Below are 18,952 nucleotides of genomic sequence, written 5' to 3' on the forward strand. Positions count from 1 at the left end.
GGCAGGTTAAAGAAACTGCGGACTGCACGAATAAATAAAGAAACAAGGTTAAGAAACAGCATGTCAAAAGAAACAAAAAAAGAAGTCAGCTCTAGTCTCTTTGGGCAACCTTGTTGCACCCAGGCCCAGTTATGGTACTTTTTCCACCAGATACTGGTGCGATACTAATTTGGGTACTGATGCGTTCTTTTAATGCAGAGACGTGAGAAATAATTCCAATAAGTTTGCCATCTTGCTGAAGTCCAGATAATGTTTCCAGTGCGGTCTCCAAGGCTTCGTCATCCAAGGTGCCAAAGCCTTCGTCGAGAAATAGGGAATCCACGCGAACCTTGCGACTGGCCATCTTGGAAAGCCCAAGAGCCAGGGTAAGGCTCACAATGAAGCTTTCTCCGCCGGACAAATTCTTGGTCGATCTGATTTCACCCGCCTGGTAATTGTCGACGACGTTTAGCTCTAGCGGCTGCTTTTCATCCCTAATAAGCAGGTAACGGTCGGTCATTTTTCCAAGCTGACGGTTGGCGTGTGACACCATCAGTTCAAAAGTTAATCCCTGAGCAAAGTTCCGATATTTTTTACCATCAACAGAGCCAATTAAACCATGCAGTTTTTCCCAGCGGCGACATTCTTTTTTCTGCGCTTCTATGGCCGTCTGTTTCTCCTTTATCCGCTTTTTGGCAGCTATATTTTCTGCGAGCTTGTGTTTAAGACCAGCAATGCTATCCAATAGCTGTTTCAGAGTTTCCTCTAGCTCTTTGAAATGCGGTTCCAGCTCCTCAAGAGTTTTGTCCGTAATCTTTTTGGCAATTTCTGTGATTAAACGTGTTTCACGATCCTTTTGTCTGGCTTTGAGATCTGTTTGTTTGTCATCCAGCTTCTTTGCCTTTGCATTCAGGGCATCCCGTTCTCCTGTCGTTAGTCTCGCTTCGAGAAACTTCTTTTCATCTGAAAAACCAGCAGGCTCAAGAGCTGTGGCAAAATCGGTTTCCGACTTTATTAATTCAGTCTCTCTTTGGCCCAAGCGTTTTTTTAAGGATTCAACATTGGTTTTTGTGGAAGTCAATTGCTGCTGCAGTTCATCGTGAAGGGCTCTGGCTTTTTTTTCGGATTCCTCGGCATTCGTAATTGCCTTGTTGAGGTGGAGCTCTTCATCGTCAGGGCTTTTATCACCGTATAATTTCTTCCGCTCATCACTGCCGGTGGCGTATTCCTTTTTGAGGGCTTCTAAGTTGCGCTGCTTCTCGCTCAAGGTATTGCCTTGAGTTTCGATGATCGCATCCAGCCTTTTTAACTCGCTATCGAGATCTGCAATCTGCTTCTCGATCTCGGTCTTTTCCTTAACCTTGGCCTGCCATGTTTTCAACCGTTCCCTTAGTGATTCAAGCAAGGATGAAATATCGGAGTCAGGTAGTTTTGAAATGCCAAGTGGCTGAAGTTTGGCTGATACAGCTTGTTTTAAATCCGTAAACTCAATTTGGATTTTACCCAAACCATTCGTCAAATCAGCAAGATCTTTCTCGGCAGTCTTTTTATTATTAATTGCGGTTGCTTCGAGTTTTTCACTATCCGTCAGATTATTACGGGCTTTACCCTCAGCTTCTTCAATAGTTTTGAGGGCAGCTTCCAGGTCTTCAGCTTTGCTTATCAGTTTTGTAAGGGCCTCAATCTTCTTTTCGGTTTCATCGGGCACTGGGATATTCCCTTCTGCAAAGGGGTGCTCTTTCGCTCCGCAGAGCGGGCAGGGTTTTCCATCCTCCAGTTTAGCCCGGTGCTCTTCAAGCTCCGTAATCTTTGCCAGAAAGGCCATTTCCCGAAGCAGGGTTTCCTGCTCTGTTCGGTATTCACGCAACAGTCGGTCACCCAACAACTCGCTTAAAGTATCTTCTATTTGTTGGAGTTGTTTCCCCGTTCCCACCAGTTCCTGTTTCTGGGCGCTGCATTGTTTGGCGCAATCATCGAGTTTCTTTGTCGCCTGTTCTAGCGCGGTTGCTGCCTTTTTTCGATCGGCCTTTTTTTGAGCAATCTCTTTTTGTTTGAAAACCAGACTGCCTAGCTGCTCTTCAACACCGGCGAGGCCACTTACCAGCCATTCATCCTGTGAATATTGTTTGAGATAGCCTCCGGTAAGTTCCAGATTTTTTCCAAACGTGGTGCGTTTTTTCTGCTCTTTATCTCTGGTCTGTTTGTAGGAGTCAATTATTGCCGCATCCTTTTTGCAGCTGGCTTCTCCTTCTAAAACAGCCTTTTTCTGGTCGCCAAGCTTTTGATCGAGTGAGCGAACTTTATGAATGAGTGGTGTTGCTGCTTTCAGCTCCTCTTTCGCCTTAATTGTCTGTTGCTCCGTTGACTTTAGCGATTCAGTTTGCTTTTTGACGGACGTTTCCAGCTCAGGAAGAGTCTCTTCTTCAATTTTCAGGGTCGCCTGATCATCCAACTGCTGTTTTCGGATTGCTGTGAGTGTCGCATAGGTACCATCCAATGCAGCCGCTTTGAGAGCCCGACCAAGCCGTTCACGCTCCGGCTTAAAGGTATTGAGGGCGGCCTGTAGTTTGATCGTTTCCTCTGACAAAGAATAGATCTCTTTTTTCAGTCCATCAATGCCAGTCAGCCAAGCAATAGCTTGTCCCGTTTTCGTTGACTTGCCGGTGAGGTCCGTTTCTTCTTTTTGTTTTGCTTCAAGTTCCTTTTGAATCTCTGTTTCCTGTTCCGGTTCCAAAATCACAATACCTGAGGTTTCGGCTTGAAGCAGGTTCAGCTTTTCCCGTTCTTCCCGCTGACGTTCATGAACACGCCGAGAAATTTCTGAATAAATCACCGTGCCGGTTATCTGTTCCAGTATCTTAGACTTTTGCTCAGCATCTGCCTTCAGGAAGGTGTCAAAGCCACCTTGGGCAAGCAGAATTGACCGGGTAAAACGGTCAAAATCCATGCCGGTTTTTTCTTCAATGACGCCGGCGACAAGACTCTTTTTAGTTTCAAGAAGATTCCCTGTGTCTGCATCTGCTATTTGATGTTCAGGAAATTGAAGCGCACCAACCGCCTTTTTTCGGGCGCGTCTATGCTCCCAATGACAAAGGAATCGACCGGCCTGAGATTCAAACACTACTTCGGCATAGCACTCACCTGTCTGACGGGACATTATCTCATTACTACTCTTGGTAATTTTCCCAAGACGCGGGGTTGCACCATACAGGGCAAGACAGATGGCATCCAGGATGGTCGACTTACCAGAGCCGGTTGGTCCGGTTAGAGCAAAGATACCGTTGGAAACGTATTCCGGTTCAGTAAAGTCTATGAGCCATTCACCATAGAGGGAGTTGAGGTTTTTAAACCTGAGCTCAAGAATTTTCATAATCAGCCTCTCTATTCAACGTTTACGTCTTCTTCATCGAGAGACTGGATTATTTCGTTATAGGATATCGTCAGCTCTTCTCGGTCTTCATCCGGCACATCAAAAGCATCCAAACAGCTGGTAAATACGTCACCGGCATTTAGATCGTCAAGGGTCTCATTTTCATCAATGGCGCTGATCAAGCGGTCAAGAACCCGCTTGTTTTTGATTCGTCGAATTTCCATGGCAGAGTCAGCCAAAGCTTCATCGAGTATTTCTCGCAGATTACCGATTATGTCACGGCCAGTATATTCAATCTCAAGCCACGCTCGGCTTTCTTTCTGTTTCAGCTGTTCAATCTTCACATGGATATCATTCAATGAACCCACGATGCGAACCAACTGTTGGAAACAAGGTACCTGAATTTCTTGAATAACAGGATTAGTACTGTTGAAATTAACAAGAACAACCTTTTTGTCCTGGGTCGCTTCCCCGTACCCCATTGGTATGGGCGAACCGCAGTACCGAATATGTTCCTTGTTGCCAACAGACTGGGGGACATGTAAATGCCCCAGCGCAAGGTAATCAATCGATGCGGGAAACACATTCTCCTCCACATGGGCCAAGGAACCGACATAAAGTTCCCGAACACCATCACCGTCCACGGTCTTGCCACCGGCAGTAAAGAGGTGCCCCATGGCAATAATCGGAATGTCTGTCTGACCGGCTTTTATAAACTCAAAACGTTTTTGTTCCGCTATTGCGCAGACATCGGCATAATGATTTTTCAGCCCATCAACCAGCTTGGCATTTTTGTCATCAATAGTTTCCCCTGGTTCTACAGTGCGAATATCTTTGTCTCTGAGATACGGTACAGCGCAGACTATAGCCTCCGGCTGTTCATCCCTTTGAAGAACGATTGCTTCATCTTCTATAGCTTCAGTCTTGGAGCCGACTACATACACATTCAGTGCTCGTAGCAGTTCCTTGGGGGCATTCAGAAATGAAGGTGAATCGTGGTTCCCAGCAATGATAACAACATGGCGGCAACAAGAGGTTGAAACCTTGCAAAGAAAACGATAGTAGAGCTCCTGGGCCCGATTGCTGGGCGTGCTGGTATCAAACACATCACCGGCTACAATCAGTGCATCGATCCTTTCGTCCTCTATCGTTTGAGCCAACCAATCCAGAAATGCGGTAAACTCGTCATAGCGTTTTCTGCCGTAGAGGGAGCGGCCTAAGTGCCAGTCTGATGTGTGGAGGATCTTCATTGAACCTCTTCTATTGTTTCGCCCACTTCCTCGAGAGGCTCTTCGTCTACACCAATGCTTTGAAGGAGGGCTGAAAATTGGTCTGGGTCGTTTTCCTTAATTTTTCGAAGGATAAAGTTTGCCGTAGTCTTCATCTCCGGGACATCTATTGGCAAAACACTTCGCTCAAATACCCCAGCTAAATGAGAGAATTCATTATTGATTCGATCTGTCAGTGATGTGGCCAAAGCGTCATCACCGAAAAAACGCGCCAGTTTATCATCTTTGTCTACAGCACTTGGGTATTTGTAATACAATAATGCCTCGAGAAACTTTCTAGCATTGTTTCCGAAGTTATAATAGCAGTCATGATTTTCATCAGAAGCGGTTTGAGCATGAGCACATTTGTAAATCTGGTGGAACAAGAAATTGAACTCAGTGACGTAGTCCTTCAGATATCTTGGCATCAAGGCAATGTTACTAAATTGGTCAGCTCGGTTAATGATGAAGTACTGAGATTTCTTTTTATTTAAAGCTCCAGGAAGACGTTTAAGGTATTTCAGGAAATCCAAGTTGTGAGTCGAAATGAATAGCTGCTTGAAACGGTCGCGTTCCTTTTCTTCCCCGTTGTTTTCATATTTTTCCGGAGTGACAATTTCAGCGTTGATAAGACTATAGACAAAAAAGATATGGTTTGCATCCAAGCTGGAAATAGGATCATCAATCCAAATGATCGGTTGATTTCCTTTAGTTTCCACGTCCTCCAGCTTTGCCATAAAATAGCAAAAAGCAATTAGGCTGCATTCTCCTTCACTGAGGTGGAATGCCTTCTTATCATCGCGGGTTATTTCAAATCGGTATCCAGAGGAAGTCTCCCCTGAGATTTCTTCAATGGCCTTAAGAGAAAGTGACTGGTGGCCAAAGAAGTTGTTCAAATAATCATTAACCCGATCAGCCCCTTTACTTTCATCTTTCAACTGAGCTTTCAACTCGCTAATTTTGGTTCGTTTATTCTCTACTTTTGTCTTTGCTGCGATCTTTGACTCCTTCGCCTTACCCAGATCCTCCCTCAGTTTTTCAATTGCTTCACTCTCAGCGGCGTATTTTATGTCTGTGATGAATGTGAAAACTTCATGAAGGCGAAGATTTGCGCGGGCCTTTGACTGATCAGCGCTCAAAGATGCTGTAAATTGGTTTGATTCTCCTCTCAGGCTTTCATACGAGTCACGAACTGCAACCAAATCCTCTTCTACAGATGGCGGAGCATTAAAGGCAAGAGGAGTAAAAATATCGCTTTTTCGTTTCTCAAGCTGTTTTTTTATGGATTCAAGAGACGAGCAGTAGGCAGCAGAATGGGTTAAAAATTGTTCTGCCAATGCATCCAGGTCTTCCGTGAAGTTGGAATAAAAATCTGGATTATTTATTTTTAGTAGATTGGGAACTAGTTTCTTTTCACTTTCAACGGATGCAAGTGCTCCATCGATAGCGGTTCTCAGCTCCTCAGATTCCTGATTAAAGTGTTTATCCAATTTTTTCCAGAGATCTGCAGGGAGGTCATTACCACAAAAGGCACATTTATCCCTTTTATCCCTATGGTGTTCCCGACCAGCCCGCACCCATGTTGCCAATGCTGCATCGGTAAGCAGCTCTCGAATAGGGTCAGACGCCTGTATCTTTTTTTCGATTAACTCCCTAGCCTTAGAAACGATAGCTGAATATTTAAGATCAAACGATGCAGATGCTTTGATCTCATTTTTAGGTTCTTCTTTAAGAAGGTCATGATATTTTCCGACCTGATCAGTAGAGAGTTGAGTATATGAGCCCTGGCTGACTGCGGTGATGTCTTTTTTTATTTTGGTAACGTTATAGTTTGCATCACCAAATGCCTTATTGTGCTTAATACCTGTCTTCGCTTTGTTTGCTTTGTCCCGCAGTTTACCATCCAATTCTGCTGATTTATCACTGTGTGCTTTTTGAGCATCCTTGAAATTCTTGTCCGCATCGAGAAATTCCCCGATCAAACCAGTTTTTTCCTCTTCATTCCCGAGTTCTGTCTCATTTTTTACAATCTCCTCTTCAAGCTTGGTGTTATCTTCACCTAAGATTGCGAACGAGTTGATTGTCTGTTCATCGTCCACGATAAAACGAAGGTTGTCTTTTACAAAATCTTCGTTGAAAACCCGAACAACTTGACCATGATCATTAAGCGAGTTTTGCGTGACACTGCTGCCACCATCAAAACTTAACTGAAATTCAGGGGAATTATATTTGTCTGAGATCGAGCCGGTTTCGAGCGATCTGAATATTCGGGACAAGGTCGTTTTACCAGAGTAGTTGCGGCCATATAAAATATTGATCTTTTTAAAATCAGCAATATTGTTCCCATCGTCCCGGACGGATGAAGCCCAGTGGAAGTCCTGAAAAACTGCCATGGTTTTTATTGAATCAATTCTTTTGAGCTCATCGCCCATCAGCATTCCCTCCTGGAAAGTGAAACGGTTCCGGCTCCAACAATGTCCATCAACTTACCGAAGCTGTTAACTACCTCGTATTTCACATTATCTGAGTTAATCTTACTGTTAATTTCGTCGAAAAATTTTCTGGCGCATTCGATCTTTGTTTTTTCGATCTCACGGAGCTCCATGCTAGACATAGAACCTTTGGTTTCAGCCACAAAGTAAACATGTTTAACTACACCTTCTTTGAAGGAGATGGCCCAGTCGGGATTATAGTTGCCAACTGGTGTGGGGATAGAAAAACCTTTGGGAAGCTTTGCGTAAACAACCACTTCAGAACAGGTATCGAGCTCTTGCACAAAAGTGCGCTCTACTCCTGAGTCAGTGATGACGTAATCATAAATATGGTGTTTGAGTGGCTCGCCGGCCTTGCTGAAGTCCTGTTTGCCCTGCCCATCGGTAAAAATATCAATATCATGCGTCTCGGTTACCGCGTCGTAGCTCAAGTGTTCGATTATGACAGTTGCTTTCTGCTCCTGAATGAGGCGTGTAGCTTCAGCAATGAAATTTTCCGGGTTGGTTTTAAACTGCGCAAAGACAGGCTTTTCTATCCCTGACAAAATTTCAGTGACCGTCTTTCTGGTCAACTGAACATTTTCCGCGACCTTGCCAATAAGATCATACTTCACAGCGGAGTGGACCGAGTGCACATTATACCCTGGAGATGTTTCCATTACTTTGAAGGCGTCACCAGACTTCACTTGATCATAATTGATGCCATTTGCCTGTTCTCCCCGGTGAACGGTATATTGGAGAGGCGCAACCCGTAATTCTTTGTTCAGAGTCTGAATGCATTTCTCTACAAGCTCTGAACTGTCAAAATGTACGCTATAGGCAGCTTTTCGGTTAATCCTGTTCCAGAGTTCTTTGAATTCTTTCTTTTCAAAGTTAGCATTTAACGGGTTTGTTTTTTTGCCACGATCATTGTCAATTTGTGGCAACTTCGCATCACTGTAGACGCTTTCGATTAATTGAAATATTTGTTCCTTATAAGGCTGCAAATCCTCTGGCAGCTCAGCCAGTTCTTCTTTCACCACTGCATCATGGTACTTCGGAGCGATATTTTTCTTGCGGTCAACATACCCATTTTGAATCAGATAAAACTCAATGCCTTCAGCCATGTCCTGAGTAACTTCAACCGTACCAGCAGATGTTTGCATGATTTTCCCGGTAAAGTATTTTACATCGGCCACCCGTGGACGCTCGGAAAGCGATTCGCTGATATCTTTTTGCAGAGCTGTGACAAAGTCCTTATAACTTTCACTGGCAACCACCGTCAGAACGTTTGTCTGATGAACGGTTGCCGGGTTGTCCTGCCTTTCCCCCAACTGGTTGACCGCTATTCGTAGACCACGGCCTACTTCTTGCCTGCGAGAGATGGTGTTGTCACTGTGTTTTAAGGTACAGATGACAAAAACATTTGGATTGTCCCACCCCTCACGTAAGGCGGAGTGGGAGAATATAAACCTGGTTGGTTCGTTAAAGGAGAGCAGACGTTCTTTGTCTTTGAGGATAAGATCATATGCATCAACATCGTTTGCCTCTCCCCGTTTTTTTTCGGTTGCATTCATTTTCGGATCAACCAGCCGCTTGCTTTTTTTATCAATGGAAAAGTAGCCGTTATGGGTACGGTCAACCGGAATGCTATTTAGATGTTTTTTGTATCCTTTGTGCATGAATAGATCCTGCTTGAGTTCATTCAATGCATCCTTGTATTCCTCTTCGAAAATCCTGGCATACTCACCGCCTTCTTCTCCGGCATCGGTGTAAACACGGTATTTAGCCACTTCATCAATAAAGAAGAGTGTCAGGACTTTGATGCCCTGATGGTAGAGAAGTTGCTCTTTTTCAAAATGAGCCTTAATCGCCTCACGTATCTGTATTCTTCTTAACGTAGTGTCATTTACATCCCCAGTTGCCTCTCCAGCCTGCAGCTGATGGCCGTTTGTGAACTCAACGGTATCGGTGACGGCATTAATGTCAGCAATTACAAATTGTTTGTATTGGTCGAGTTCACCCGAAAGGTCATAGAGATTATCGCCCTTTTTGAGCTTGCGGGTTATCCGCTTAATCCCGTTGTTTTGTTTTACTTCAATTTCAATTCGGGCCACAGGAGTCTGCTTGGAGACTTCTATCGATTCGAGAAAGAGGTATGCATTCGTTCCAGAGAGGCCTTTCACCGAGATGCCGCGGACTGCGATCTTTTTCACCAGCTTCTGATTGTAAGCATCCAGAGCATCGAGCCTATGTACTTTATGGTGTTGAGTTTTGTGAGTTGCGGAATAACGAAGGATGAACAGCGGGTGAAATTCTTTAAGTGAATCCAGCGTCTTTGCACCTTCCATTTTCTGTGGCTCATCGAGAATCAAAATCGGGCGGTTTGCCTTGATCACATCAATGGGGCGTCGGCTTTGGAAATCATCGAGTTCTTCGTAAATACGCCGGTTGTCCTTACCCCGGGCATTGAATGCCTGAACGTTGATAACCATGATGTTGATCCCGGCATCGGAAGAGAAGCTCTCTAGATTCGTTAGTTGGCCAGGCTTGGAACTATAAATGAAGAACTTTGCTCGTTTATGGTATTCTTGCTGAAAATGCTCCGCTGTTATTTCCAGTGATTTGTAAACGCCTTCACGGATGGCAATACTGGGCACTACCACGATGAATTTGCTCCACCCGAACTGCTTGTTCATCTCAAAAATGGTCTTGATGTAGCAATAGGTTTTACCGGTACCGGTTTCCATTTCTACATCCAGATGATATGGAGCTATTGCCAATGCCTTTTTGGCATAGGCCTTATCAAATACAAACTCATTTTTCTTAATTGTTTTGAACTGGTTAATCGATTGACTTTGCGGGAGGTTCTGTAGCCTTTGGACGTGCTGGATATTTTCCAAGATTTGCTGCTCGGTTAGCAGAATATCCTCATTCTTGAAGCCGGACGACGACCCATACAGGCTTTGCGGCCTGAATCCCTGTGTATCAGTTTTAACTAGGCCGGGATCGATGCGATAACTGAATCCGGCCATATTTGGCTGGCCTTTAAAGCAATCGACCACCGCGTCCACGGCATGTGTCTGATAGGCCTGTTTTTTAAACTTAAGCTTCACCGAAGGCCTCCTTCTTGAGCCACAGGATCGAAAGAGAACAAGGGAAAGAGTGTTTGTGGCTGCTGAAACCAAATATACAAGTCACAATGAAGTTTGTGGATATCCTGTGAGCCACAAAATGTGTTGTGTATTGCAAGGCCGTATACGCGATACACAAAAGACGTAGCAAATGTCAGACGATACACAAAGCAACTCATAAGACTTTCTTCCCTTCTGCAATGTTAACAAGAGCAGGAAAGGACACTACCGCAGCCCTTCTTCCACTTCCTGTTCTTAGTTCTTTTAGAATATTCTCTTGCTTTAGTTGCCTAAGCAATCCCATGGCAGTTGGCTTATGGATGCCTGTTCTTTGTACAAAGTCAGTGGTTTTAAAAATGGGTTTATCAAAAATTGCATCCAATAAATGTATCGTGTACTGCGAGTGGGTGATATCATGAATTTTTGCCTTCATATTATCATAAAGGCTCATGATTTCTTTAACCTTGCTATTATTGCTTTTTGCCTGCTCGGCAATTGCTTTAAGGAAAAATTCAATCCAGCTATTCCAGTCACCCTTGTCGGAAATGTTCCGGAGGTGCAGGTAGTATTCATCGCGGTTAGATTCCAAATAGGAGCTGAGGTAAAACATGGGTTGCGACAGCTTTTTCTTCTGGTAGAGAAACAGCGGGATCAGAATCCGGCCAATGCGGCCATTGCCATCTTTGAAGGGATGTAACAGTTCAAATTGGGCGTGAACAACTGCACTCTGCAAAAGTAGATCAATATCATTTGATTCGATGTACTTCTGCCAAGCTTCTAAATGATCAAGAAGTTGTAAAGGGTTGGGTGGAATAAAAGATGCTTGCTCAATTGTGCATCCATAAGTGCCTATCCAGTTTTGATCTCGGCGAAACTCTCCGGGTGTCTTATCTTGGCCCCGGACGCTGTTCAGTAAAATTTTATGGAGTTCACGGACAAAGAACAGGTCAAGAGGGTGCTCGTCCAAATAATGATGCGCTGAACGGAGGGCTTCGCGATAATTGACAATTTCCTGAATGTCCTTGTATTTCTCGCCATCCTTAATTAATCCGGCATCTTGTTCCAATACTTCATCAATCGTTGCCTGTGTTCCTTCAATACGTGAAGAGAGCACAGCTTCTTCATTAGTTAACGGGGAAAGCATTACGGATGGATTTACAATACCCTGGAGCAAGCCATCGTAACGAGCAAGTTCTGCATTGGCATTGCCGACATGTGCAAACAAGCGTTGATAGTCTAGACCTTCAAGAGGCAATGCACATGGTTCATATGATTTCACTGGAGGCCTCCCTTATTCATAACGGAATACACCGGGTGTGCAGGAAAAGGTATTTGTAACAGCGAAGGGCGTTCGTGGTTGCTCATATCGTCTTCACCTCGGTATGAGGGCTCATGAGCTTGAAGATCTGCTCTACATTGATCTTGACGCTGTCATCCTTAAATCCAGAGTCGCGGAAGACCACCCGAAGCGGACTGCGCCCGGCGAGCTCTTTGCAGAAGTCCTCCGTAATTTGTCCATTTTTTGCAAAACAGGCGGCCAGCGCGTTGCTGTCGACAAAAAAGACTTCCCGGTTAGCAATGGTTTCGATGGTGATTGGCAGCGTCAGGTCAACGCCCCAGTCCAGCAGAACCTGAAAAAGGAGATCCTCGGAGGTGCGACCCTCTCTGATGTTATCGGTCAACAGGGTTAACTGGCTCTGCTTGACAGCATCCGGGGTATAATAGACGTCTGCCATATTGCTACTGTCCACTTTGAGCACTCGGAAACCGGTATCAAGATTCGGAGCGGTGATTGGATTTTCTGCTTTGATTTTTTTGCCAGCCCGGCGGATACGTTCTTTACTAATTTCGGCAATGGTTTTGTAACTAGCTTTGAACGCTTCTGATTTTTCGTCGCAGGTTTCAGGAAGTTGGATCATGATGAATTTACGTTTGCCGCCATCTTCTGCATTGAGCTGCATAACGGCATGCGCGATGGTTCCTGAACCAGCGAAAAAATCTAAAATTATCCCATTAGAAACATTGTCAGTCGCTTGTTTGCAAAGAGTTACTCCGAGGCTTATCGGTTTAGGGAAGTCAAATACTTTTAAACCCATCAAGCTTGTTAGTTCTCTTGTTCCTTCAGTTGTGTATCCAAGTTTTTGCCAGGTTGAAAAACCGGTTGTACTATCATTTAATTCATTTAGGTAACGCTTTATTCTTGGGCGTCCATCTGGTTTAGATGGCCATATGACACGTCCTTCAGAAATCAGCTGATCCATCCTTTTCGACTCGTAAGCCCAACCTCTTCCTGGGTGAGGTGGATACGTGTTTCGAGTTAGAGGGTTAACAAGATTATAATGAAGATTTGGCCTCAGGTCAGCTGCAGCGAGCCCCGTCATATTATCGCTCATCCAGGGCCCTCTTGGATCATTATCAGGATTTTTGTATTTACTAAGGTCTTTTGGGGTACCATTTAACTTGGATTCTGATTTTCCACAAATTAACACATACTCATGATCTGGCGAAATCCTGTTGATATTGCGGTTGTCAGGAACTCCTCTTCTTTTTGATACAACACACCCCAGAACATTTTCTTCTCCAAAAAAATCATTACAAATTTTCCTGAGATTATTTACTTCGTTGTCATCAATACTAATAAAAATGACACCGTCATCTTTAAGGAGGTTCCTTGCCAGTTTGAGGCGTGAGTACATCATCGAAAGCCAGTCGGAGTGGAAGCGGCCATTGGAGTCGGTGTTGGCCACAAGACGGTTGCCTTCTACATCCTTTTGTCCTGAATCCAGCAGATATTCATCAGTGGATTCGGCAAAATTGTCGGCATAGATAAAATCCTTACCCGTGTTATATGGCGGATCAATATAGATCATCTTCACCTTACCGAGGTAGGTTTCCTGCAGGAGCTTTAGGGCATCTAAATTGTCGCCTTCTATAAAGAGATTTTCGGTGGTATCAAAATCCACGCTTTCTTCACGGCAGGGGCGGAGGGTCTTGGCAATGGGTGCATTGGCGGTGAGTAGCGCCTTCCGTTTACCCGGCCAGTCCAAGCGATAGCGTTCCTGTGGCCCTTCCACGAGTTGGGTGGAGAGTTCCTGCCTGAGCAAGTCAAAATCAATTGACATTTTCAGCTTGCCGTTCTCATCAGTAGATTCAGTAACGCAGCTTGGAAAAAGGGCTGCTACCTTTTCTATATTTGCTTCTGCAACGTTGGGGCTGTGCATTTTTAATTTTTCCATTTTCAGATTCCTGTATCTTTCCGACTGCAGTTGCTCAGCATTTTAAATTCTCAATATCCTGTTTCAGCGCATTCAACGTTCGATTTAACTCCACACGCCGGTTAAACTGCTTTTCTTTATTTATTCTGCTCTCCAGCTTAACCGCTTCCCGTTCCTTGATTCGTAGCTGATCCACTCGCAGCACTAGCTCATCCAAGGTTTCAGCTTTCCTGAAAGGGAGAGATATGATCTCTACCAGAAAAAAGTGGTAAAGTGCTGCCATGTTCAAAGCAATCGGCAGCTCGGCTTTTTCCCGGGTATCACTCATCCATTCGGTTTCAAAATAGCTGCTGATCGCCCATTTGCTTTTGTCGGTAACACTTTGCCGCTTATAAGCCGCCACATATCGACATTTGCCATTGTAGTCCAGCATAAACAGAATGGGTGATGGGATGGCTTTGTCAATGGTCTGCAACACCTCATGGGACAAGGTTCCCGTCCGAAGTGTTATAGTCAAAACCTGCAATTCCTGAACTCCCGCGCTGGCAGGCAGATTAATGGTTGCCGGAGATAATTTATAGGCCCAGGTTATCTTTTTGATTTCCCGGACGAACTGCTCCTTTACTTTCGAAGTTGGCGTGGCATGTTCGTAGATTTTATTTTTCGCAAGCATCTTTCCAAATGCGGCTGCCTTGGGGAAGTTGTAAAGGTTCATTATTTCCCCTCATGAACCACAAGAAAGGATATCAGCTCAAAATCATCCAGACCTTTGATCGTATCAACCAAAGCTGTGGTATTGACTCCTGAAAAGAGGCTGTCGATATCCTTGTCTTCTTTTACTTCTACCATTGAACGAATGGCCTGCCCCAACAGATCTGAATAGCGTTTCATATCACGCCCATCGGCGGTGTGGGCATTGAAAAGTTTACAGACAGGGGATATCGGATTGCTCAATCCTTTACAGCTGCTTCTGGCTAGATCTAGTAGTGGCTTAACCTGCGTATGGTCGGTGATCACTTCACCATCATTTCCAATATAAAGTAGATAGTATGGATGCAGCCGGTTGTGCTGATTGACATTAATGCCCGAATTGCGGTTGCGGAGGGTGAAGATAACCCCAGGGTTCAGGCCAATATCCGCGTTAGATGGCACAACGGCATGAAGTCCGCTTGGTAAATGACCTAAGTCGCCATTGTTCTTTATGTAGTTCAGCAGATCCATTCGGAAGTCATTCAACCCCAGATCTGTGATATTGACTCCCGTTTTGAGGTCTTCCAGTTCTATAACTTCTTCTTGCAGGCGGCGGAGCTGCTCTTTTCGGTAGGTCACATCATTTGCTTGTGCGGAAAGAACGTTATCATCTCCGGTACCGGCAAGGTCCACAATGTGCATCCGGTTTTCGACGCGTTCTTTCAGGTTAATGTATTCATCCAGTGATATATCGGGCCAATAGTTGACCAGCTGAATTGACTCGTTGGTGGAGCCGATACGGTCTATACGGCCAAAACGCTGAATTATGCGAACGGGATTCCAGTGAATGTCGTAATTGATGAGATAATCACAGTCCTGGAGATTCTGTCCTTCAGATATGCAATCGGTCCCTATCAGCAGATCAATTTCAGCGGGGTCTTCAGGAAGGATGAGGGCCTTTTCTTTCGAGATGGGCGAAAACAGGGTTAAGATGGATTGAAAATCATAGCCCTTTTTTATGGTTGTCTTCGGTGCATCTTTTCCTGTAACCCGGCCGGAATGTATACCGATTGACAGCAATTCCCCTGACAGGTTTGCATAGAGGTAATTGGCCGTATCAGCAAAAGCGGTGAAGATGACAATTTTTTTATTTCCCGGGTTTATAGGATTGTGAATTTTCTCCCGTATATGTTGTTTTATGTGCTGAAGTTTTGCATCTTCTGCAGGAGTGACCTTTTCCATTTCCGTCAGAAGCTCTGTTATTATGGAAAGATCTGATTTTAAGTCATGCTCCCATGATGGTAAATCCATATCAGCCAGACTCACTTGAACCTTGCCACCTATCATGAATTCGCCTAGGCCTGTTAAGTCGTCGTCTTCCGCCTCGAGCTCACCCAGTGAATCGGCCAAATCGTGAATAGAAAACTCTGAACCTGATTGTTTGAATTGCTCTATCTTGGCAAGCATGTTGCCCATATTTTCTTTAAGAGCACCAAGGGTTAACCTGAAAGATTGAACTGAACTCTCCAGACGCTTCAGGAGGTTGGTCGTCATTAGTGACTGGAGGCTCTTTTCGCGATCGGCCTGCCGTAATTTCCCTTTGCCGCCTTCAACTGCAGTGTCGTAGAGTTCTTCGTATTTTCTCAGTCGGCTCGGGAGAATGTAGCTGACCGGGGCATAAACAGAGAGGTTTAGGAGTGTTAACTGTGCATAAATATCATTAAAACTCATTACATCGCCACGCATGGTCAATGGACAACGGAATGACAGTGGCTTTCTTCTGACTGGAAATTGTCCAATATCGGTTGTGTCGTAGAAGGTCTCAATATGTTTTCTGGAACGGGCTATGGTCACACTGTCCAGTAGCTCAAAGAAATCAAAATCAAGCGCGTCCAGTATGGATTTTGCGGTGCGTTCTTCTGGTGGCAGTTTCGACCACCAGTTAAATACGGCTTGGGCCCGTCTGAAAATCTCTTCAACACTTTTTTCAGTTTTTATTTTTTGGCTCAGGTTTTCGGATTCTCCTTCATAGGCTAGCGCAAGCTGATTGCGAAGGTCATTAAAACGGTTGTTTACCGGAGTGGCGGAAAGCATCAGAACTTTTGTTTTCACGCCATCTCTAATGACTGCGTTCATCAACTTCTCGTACCTTGTCTCTTTATCTTTATAGGCATCGTTATTTCGGAAATTGTGTGACTCATCTATAACGACAAGGTCGTAATTGCCCCAGTTGATTTTATTGAGAGGAGTGCCGAAGGATTCACCACTGGTGCGCTGTAGATCCGTATGGCAGAGAACATCGTAATTTAAGCGATCTTTGGCGAGAATGTTGGTCTTTAGGTTCCGATTGTAATTCAACCAGTTATCTGCCAGTTTTTTTGGACAAAGAACCAACACAGATCGATTGCGGAGTTCATAATATTTGATGACCGCCAGAGCGGTGAAAGTTTTTCCCAGGCCGACACTGTCAGCTAGGATACAGCCGTTGTAGCTCTCCAGTTTATTGATAATCCCAGTCGCTGCGTCGCGTTGGAAGTTAAAAAGCTTATTCCATACAATGCTGTTTTTATAGCCAGTCAGGTCATTGGGGAGGACATCTTCATTCAGATCTTCAAGGAATTCATTGAAGATGTTGTAGAGCATGAGAAAATAGATCTTCTCAGGGGAGTTTTCCTGGTACACGGATTCGATATGTGTACAAATGCCATCTGTTACATCTTGTAACTTTTCATTATCACACCAGATTTGATCAAAAAGCTGAAGATAGGTTGTTGTGAGAGGGGCCTCATCGATTTTGTTAATGAGATTCGATACTGCATCACCTTGTTGATAGCCAAGATCGACCGCCGTGAACCCATGTAAGGGCATATATGCTGCCTCTTCATTATTTGAAGTTAGACAGGCAAATTGTTGCATCGGAGCCTTAGTTGAATTTGAACGAAAAGCCGCTTTCCGACGTATCCAATCTGCGCATTCTTTGGCAATTGCACGTTGGGTTAGTTTGTTTTTAAGCTGAATTTCAAACTCACTCCCATACAGATTTCGCTCCCGCTGCTGTTTGGGAATATGAAACTCTCTTCGTTCTTTAGAAACTTTGTCTGTAACCTCATTTGGTACGAAAGCCGGGGCAGTAAAAATGAACTCAAGCGAGTCTATCTTCTCCAGTTCTTTTTTAAGAGCCTCGTATGCGTAAATGGAAAAGCAGGATGCCGCAATTTTTAGTCTTGCCTCCGGTTTGATAGCTTTTTTAAGGTCATCCCCCCAGAGGGTGTTGATATTGTCCAGTATTTGCATGGTTTGGCCGCCTATCTTTCCACTGTTTCAACATGCTGTATTATTTACCCTTGCTGGATCCTTCAGAAGAAGCTGCTCTACCTTTGCGGACCCATTCATCCACTTCGTCTTTTTTGAATTTCCAAAGACGGCCGATCTTATGGGCAGGCATATTTTTTTCACTTATCCATTTGTAGACTGTGTCTCTTTTGACCCCGAGATAGAGTCCAATTTCATCTACGGATAACCACCTGTCTTCCATGTTCTCCTCCATTGCTCTAAAGGGGGGAGCACCCAAAGGGTTTGCCAAACAATTGCCCGAAAGGCATTCCGTTAGGTGTAATCCGGTTATATTAGGTTAAACAGGGTGCAGGGTACTCTGAATTTGAATAGCGTTCAACCACTGTCGGCAACTTTTAATAGGCCCCTTGTTGAACTTTATTAGATTAAAATTTGTGTTTTCATTTTGACGGCAGTATCATCTAACATACTGATGACAGGGTGATAAATGCTACGTTGTGGTCTTGTTTGAGGGTGACCTAGTCTCTTCCTGGAAATAGGAGGTTATGGCTGGCACTAGCTACCTCGTCAGAGGAAATTCAGTCAATATAACAAACTGCGATTTTCACATATTATAAAATTTTACATATATAGAGAGAGTTACGATGGCTCGCAAGAAAAGCACGGCCGATGATATTGTCGAGATAACAGCCAGGTTTCCGTGGTGGGTTGGTGGAGCATTGGCCCTGTTTTCCTATTTTTTGCTGCATAGTTTCGCTACGAAAGAATTTCAGGTGGCTGGCCAGGACATAGGACAGGCAATGGGTAGAGGGATGGTGCATGGAATAGCAACTATTGGCCAATATATCCTCCCAGCGCTTTTTGTATTTGGTGCCGTGGCCTCTCTGGTCAGTAATAGTAAACGCAATAAACTGTATGGAGAGGTGACGGCCAGTAAAAAAACTCTTTCTGATATCAGTTGGCAGCAATTTGAGGTTTTAATTGGGGAACATTTCAGGCGTGAAGGATACCTGGTCAAGGAAACAGGCCCTGGTGCTGACGGGGGTGTTGACCTGGTGTTAAGGAAAGGCGGTGGGAAATACCTGGTGCAGTGTAAGCATTGGAAAGCTTACAAAGTTGGGGTTAAGCCTGTTCGTGAATTGCTTGGTGTTATGGCGAGTAGTGGTGCAGCCGGTGGCTATGTCATCGCCTCAGGACAATTCACCAGGGATGCTGTGAAATTTGCTGAAGAAAATAATATCGAATTGCTCGGTGGCGAGTCTTTGAAGCGGATCTTGGGAGCAAAGGGGGCTGTTCCGGTACAGTCCCACAACGTACCCAAACATGAACCGGCCCTGTCGAATGAAGTATCGAGTGCGAAGGTGGAGCCCGTGTGCCCTAAATGCGGTAGCCCAATGGTTTTACGCACAGCCAAGAAAGGGTCTCGGGCTGGTCAGCAATTCTGGGGCTGTTTCACGTTCCCTACCTGTCGTTCGACAAGACCGGTGAGCTAAATCGCGGTAGAGCTACGAGTAGGCTGTATATAAATTTT

10 protein-coding genes are annotated in these 18,952 nt (G+C 44.6%); 1 reads left to right on the forward strand and 9 read right to left on the reverse strand.

Translation table 11 applies throughout. The features are described 5' to 3' along the window. Positions 1 to 91: 91 nt before the first annotated feature. From ACHZCY_RS15390 to mads1, 9 genes are all read right to left on the reverse strand, one after another. Entirely contained in the window at positions 92 to 3,349 is a 3,258-nt protein-coding gene (locus ACHZCY_RS15390; protein WP_319549507.1) for an AAA family ATPase, read from the reverse strand. 11 nt (positions 3,350 to 3,360) lie between these two features. Then, complete coding sequence (locus tag ACHZCY_RS15395; protein WP_319549508.1) at positions 3,361 to 4,599, reverse strand: exonuclease SbcCD subunit D C-terminal domain-containing protein; 1,239 nt, start codon at positions 4,597 to 4,599, stop codon at positions 3,361 to 3,363. Continuing rightward, positions 4,596 to 7,049, reverse strand: a complete 2,454-nt coding sequence (locus tag ACHZCY_RS15400) for an AAA family ATPase (protein ID WP_319549509.1) — start codon at positions 7,047 to 7,049, stop codon at positions 4,596 to 4,598. Before ACHZCY_RS15400 ends, ACHZCY_RS15395 begins: the two co-directional genes overlap by 4 nt. After that, positions 7,049 to 10,204, reverse strand: coding sequence for a type III restriction-modification system endonuclease (locus tag ACHZCY_RS15405; RefSeq protein WP_319549510.1), 3,156 nt, complete (start codon positions 10,202 to 10,204; stop codon positions 7,049 to 7,051). Before ACHZCY_RS15405 ends, ACHZCY_RS15400 begins: the two co-directional genes overlap by 1 nt. 193 nt (positions 10,205 to 10,397) lie before the next feature. Further along, positions 10,398 to 11,501, reverse strand: a complete 1,104-nt coding sequence (locus tag ACHZCY_RS15410) for a Fic family protein (RefSeq protein ID WP_319549511.1) — start codon at positions 11,499 to 11,501, stop codon at positions 10,398 to 10,400. Between the two features lie 82 nt (positions 11,502 to 11,583). Further along, positions 11,584 to 13,458 (reverse strand): site-specific DNA-methyltransferase, encoded by a 1,875-nt coding sequence (locus ACHZCY_RS15415; RefSeq protein ID WP_319549512.1) that lies wholly within the window; start codon positions 13,456 to 13,458, stop codon positions 11,584 to 11,586. Positions 13,459 to 13,492: 34 nt separating this feature from the next. Then, a complete protein-coding gene (locus ACHZCY_RS15420; protein ID WP_319549513.1) occupies positions 13,493 to 14,152 on the reverse strand; it encodes a DUF4391 domain-containing protein in 660 nt (219 codons plus the stop codon). Then, complete coding sequence (locus tag ACHZCY_RS15425; RefSeq protein ID WP_319549514.1) at positions 14,152 to 17,421, reverse strand: SNF2-related protein; 3,270 nt, start codon at positions 17,419 to 17,421, stop codon at positions 14,152 to 14,154. The genes ACHZCY_RS15420 and ACHZCY_RS15425 overlap by 1 nt, the downstream gene beginning before the upstream one ends. Before the next feature lie 40 nt (positions 17,422 to 17,461). Beyond that, complete coding sequence (gene mads1, locus ACHZCY_RS15430) at positions 17,462 to 17,662, reverse strand: methylation-associated defense system helix-turn-helix domain-containing protein MAD1 (RefSeq protein WP_319549515.1); 201 nt, start codon at positions 17,660 to 17,662, stop codon at positions 17,462 to 17,464. A 403-nt stretch (positions 17,663 to 18,065) separates the two neighbouring features. Between mads1 and ACHZCY_RS15435 the strand changes: the two genes are divergently transcribed. After that, positions 18,066 to 18,914 carry a restriction endonuclease gene (locus ACHZCY_RS15435; RefSeq protein ID WP_319549516.1) on the forward strand — a complete coding sequence of 283 codons (849 nt, stop codon included), beginning with the start codon at positions 18,066 to 18,068 and terminating at the stop codon, positions 18,912 to 18,914. Positions 18,915 to 18,952: the final 38 nt, after the last annotated feature.

The sequence above is a fragment of the Desulfogranum marinum genome, assembly GCF_963675105.2.
Taxonomy (GTDB): Bacteria; Desulfobacterota; Desulfobulbia; order Desulfobulbales; family Desulfobulbaceae; genus Desulfogranum; species Desulfogranum marinum.